This window comes from Streptomyces sp. NPDC031121 (genome assembly GCF_055570615.1).
In genome coordinates this window covers 60,566-63,940 of sequence record NZ_JBVIGV010000001.1, presented here as the reverse complement: position 1 = coordinate 63,940, position 3,375 = coordinate 60,566, and the positions used below count along the sequence as shown (strand labels likewise).

Here is a 3,375-nt window from a genome sequence, read left to right as displayed (position 1 = left end):
TCTCCCCACACCCCACCCCACCCGCCACCTCCATCCCCCACCCCCCCCCCCCCCCCCCCCCCCCCCCCCCCCCCCCCCCCCCCCCCCCCCCCCCCCCCCCCCCCCGGGGCGGCGCGGTCAGCGGCGGATGTTCTCGCGCACCCAGTCCACGATCGACGTCGTCGTCGCGCCCGGGGTGAAGATCGCGGCCACGCCCTTCTCCTTGAGGGGGGCGATGTCGTCGTCGGGGATGATGCCGCCGCCGAACACCTTGATGTCCTCCGCCTCGCGCTCCCGCAGCAGTTCCAGCACCCGGACGAACAGCGTGTTGTGGGCGCCCGAGAGGATCGACAGGCCGATCGCGTCGGCGTCCTCCTGGATGGCGGTGTCCACGATCTGCTCGGGGGTCTGGTGCAGGCCCGTGTAGATGACCTCCATGCCCGCGTCCCGCAGGGCGCGCGCGATCACCTTCGCGCCGCGGTCGTGGCCGTCGAGACCCGGCTTGGCCACCACCACACGGATCGGACCGGTCACACCCATCGCACTGCCTCCCGAGTGAACGAACGTTAAGTACAGCATCGCGCACGCCGCCGTTTCACGGTGAAGCGGGAGGGGGAAATCACACGTGGGACGGCGTTGATTCACCGCCGGGGGAGCCGCACCGCCAGGCACCGCGCCACCGTACCGACAGCCGCACGGCACGGCGGCGCGGTCGGCAGCAGTCCCAGAGGTCTTAGGGGAGGCCGTCGATGGGGCTGTCGCCGTGGCTGTCCGCGCCCTTTTCCGCACTCGTCCGCGCCGGGGTCCTGGAGGCGGTCCTGTTCGGCGCGCACGTCGTGCACTACCCGACCGGGATCCGCCAGGAGAGGCCCGCCGCGCCCGGGCCGGGCGGGGCGCACCCGCCGGTCCTGCTGCTGCACGGCTTCACCGACAACCGGTCCGTGTTCGTCCTGCTGCGCCGCCACCTCGCCGCGGACGGCCGCCGGCAGGTCGAGGCGTACAACTACTCGCCCCTCACCCGCGACGTGCGCGCCGCGGCCCGGCGCGTCGCCCGGCAGGTCGAGGAGCTGTGCGAGCGGACGGGCCGGGAGCGGGTCGACCTCGTCGGGCACAGCCTGGGCGGGCTGGTCGGCCGGTACTACGTCCAGCGGCTCGGCGGCGACGCGCGCGTGCGCACCCTCGTCACCCTCGGCTCCCCGCATTCCGGTACGCGTGTGGCGCCGTTCATGGACGCCCACCCCCTCGTCCGGCAGATCCGCCCGGATGCCCCGCTGATCGCCGAGCTGCGCGGGCCCGCCGCGGGCTGCCGCACCCGGTGCGTGGCGTTCTGGAGCAGGTGCGACGAGCTGATGGTGCCGGCGGCCACCGCGCGCATCGAACACCCCGACCTGATGGCGGAGAACATCGAGGTCAGGGGCGTCGGGCACCTGGCGCTGGCCGTACACCCGGCCGTCGCGGCGGCGGTGCGGCAGGCCCTCGACGGGCCGGGTCCGGCGGCCGCGGATGCACCGGGCGAGGCGGCGCCGGCGGCCTGAGCACCGACCCCCGCCGAAGTCGAACGGATTTCGAACTCAGGGCCAAGGCTGGGCATGGGACGGACCGAAAGACGGCCGAATGCCCGGTTCCGCTCAGCCGGAACCCCTCCGAAGATTGTCGTGGCCAGTGACCGCCGGGTACAGTCACGCCACTGCTCTCCCCAGGGATTCCCCCGTCCCTGGCCACCCAGGCCCCCACTGCCGAGGCGAAAGAGAAGTTGGTGAACGACCGCCCCTCGTCGGGCCTGTATCCCGATCCCGGGTACGATGGCCTTTCGACCACCACTTTCGCCGGTAACTCCCCCTATGTTTCCTACGAAACGCAGGGCCAGGGCTACGACTACTCGGCGTACGGCGCCTACGACGCCGGCGTCACCGGCACGTACGACGCCACCGCCTGGACGGCGGCCCCCCAGACCGGCTACGCGCAGGACGGCTACCTGCCGACGATCCCGGCCCAGGGAGCGCACGAGGAAGCGGCCGCCACCGGCCAGTGGGACACCGGCGCCTGGACCGCTTCCGGCACCGACTACCCGTCCGCGGCCGCCGCGTTCGGATACGACCAGACCGGCCAGTGGGCGGCGGCGCCCGGCTACGGCACCACGGGCACGGACACCGGCGCGTACGACGCCACCGCCTGGAACACCGTCCCCCAGGACCAGCAGCAGACCCAGGCGTTCTCCTTCGCGTACGAGGCGGAGGTGCAGCAGCCGCAGCAGGACACCGGCTACGCGGACGACGCGTACACCGGCACCGCCGTGTTCGAGGCGGTCGCCGAGGAGGCGTTCACGCCCGACTTCGAGCCCGGATTCGAATCCGGCTTCGAGCCCGACGCCGTACCGGCCTCCGAAGCCGGCGCCGACGACGCGTTCGACGCGCCCTCCCCCGTGCACGACCTGCCGACGCAGGCCATGCCCGTCACGCCGGCGCCCGCCGGACCCGCCGCCGGAACGCGCGCCTCGCGCCGCGCCGGCGCCAAGTCCGGTCACACGAGCGGCGGCAGCGGCCGCCGCCGCACCCCGGCGAAGCGTTCCGCCCTGCTCACCGTCGCCGTCCCCTCGGCGTGCGTGGTGGGCGTCGCCGGTGTCGCCGCGGCCTCCGTCGGCGGCCTGACCGGCAGCGAGAAGCCCGCCGAGGACACCACCACGATGGCCGCGCCTGACCCGGCGTCCGTCAAGCCGGTCGCGGCCAACAGCAAGCTCGACACCCAGCTGGAGGCGCTCAGCGCCGACGCCGGGGACTTCGCGGACCGCGCGAGCCGCACCCAGGAGCGCATCGACCTGCGCCAGCGCCAGGACGAGGAGCGCAAGCGGAAGGCGGAGGAGGCGGCCGCGAAGGAGGCGGCCCGCCCCAAGTTCGCCATCCCGGTAGCCCAGCGAGGCCTCAGCGCCTCCTTCGGGCAGGCCGGCGGCATGTGGATGTCCGTGCACACGGGCATCGACTTCCCCGTGGGCTACGGCACCCCGGTCATGGCCGCCACCGACGGCACCGTGCGCACCCAGTGGAACAGCGCCTACGGCAACATGGCGATAGTGACGGCCCCCGACGGCACCGAGACCTGGTACTGCCACCTCAGCAGCACCAAGATCCGGTCCGGCAAGGTGAAGGCGGGCGAGGTCATCGCCTACTCCGGCAACTCCGGCAACTCCACCGGCCCGCACCTGCACTTCGAGGTCCGGCCCGGCGGCGGCTCCGCCATCGACCCCCTGGCCTGGCTGCGGGCCAAGGGCCTCAACCCGAGCTGACGCCGCCGGACATCCGCAGAACCGGGAGCGGGGGGGGGGGGGGGGGGGGGGGGGGGGGGGGGGGGGGGGGTGGGGGGGGTTTTGTTTTGGTGGGTCTCGCCAGCACATACGTCGGT

At 73.8% G+C, this 3,375-nt stretch carries 3 protein-coding genes; 2 read left to right on the top strand and 1 reads right to left on the bottom strand.

Annotated features, from left to right (window positions below):
* Positions 1 to 117: 117 nt before the first annotated feature.
* Positions 118 to 519 carry a cobalamin B12-binding domain-containing protein gene (locus tag ACZ462_RS00275; RefSeq protein ID WP_467809838.1) on the bottom strand — a complete coding sequence of 134 codons (402 nt, stop codon included), beginning with the start codon at positions 517 to 519 and terminating at the stop codon, positions 118 to 120.
* Positions 520 to 728: 209 nt separating this feature from the next.
* Here ACZ462_RS00275 and ACZ462_RS00270 point away from each other — a divergent pair, with 209 nt between their 5' ends.
* Both ACZ462_RS00270 and ACZ462_RS00265 read left to right on the top strand, forming a co-directional pair.
* Positions 729 to 1,514: an esterase/lipase family protein gene (locus ACZ462_RS00270; RefSeq protein WP_467809839.1), complete on the top strand. Its 786-nt coding sequence runs from the start codon at positions 729 to 731 to the stop codon at positions 1,512 to 1,514.
* Between the two features lie 221 nt (positions 1,515 to 1,735).
* Positions 1,736 to 3,259, top strand: a complete 1,524-nt coding sequence (locus ACZ462_RS00265) for a M23 family metallopeptidase (protein WP_467809840.1) — start codon at positions 1,736 to 1,738, stop codon at positions 3,257 to 3,259.
* Positions 3,260 to 3,375 lie beyond the last annotated feature (116 nt).

Coding starts and splice junctions, on each gene's coding strand:
- ACZ462_RS00275 (WP_467809838.1), bottom strand. CDS start 519: ATGGGTGTGACCGGTCCGATCCGTGTGGTGGTGGCCAAGCCGGGTCTC.
- ACZ462_RS00270 (WP_467809839.1), top strand. CDS start 729: ATGGGGCTGTCGCCGTGGCTGTCCGCGCCCTTTTCCGCACTCGTCCGC.